Genomic DNA, 220 nt, shown 5'->3' with positions numbered 1-220 from the left:
ATGCCGCGCTTGGCCTCATCGACCCAGGTTTCGATCTCGGAGGGGGCCAGGTCGAAGGCGCGAGAGGCTTCCGCCACCGTGCTCTTGCCTTGAATGATCTCCATCACCAGCGCGGCTTTGCGCTTGGCGGTCCAGCGTTTGATATCGTCTTCCATGGTCATGCTCATCACGTGCTCCTGTGTGAATTATGACCTGTGCAGGTTTTTAGTGGGTCATTACA

1 protein-coding gene is annotated in these 220 nt (G+C 56.8%); it reads right to left on the bottom strand.

Annotation, left to right across the window (positions count from 1 at the left end; translation table 11 throughout):
* A partial coding sequence (locus tag ACZ9W6_RS17735; protein ID WP_465192503.1) for a DUF1153 domain-containing protein occupies window positions 1-155 on the bottom strand: 155 nt, incomplete at its 3' end.
* Window positions 156-220 lie beyond the last annotated feature (65 nt).

Source organism: Vogesella lacus, assembly GCF_979366295.1.
Note: the sequence above shows the minus strand (reverse complement) of the source record. Positions and strands in the feature narration are given on the sequence as shown.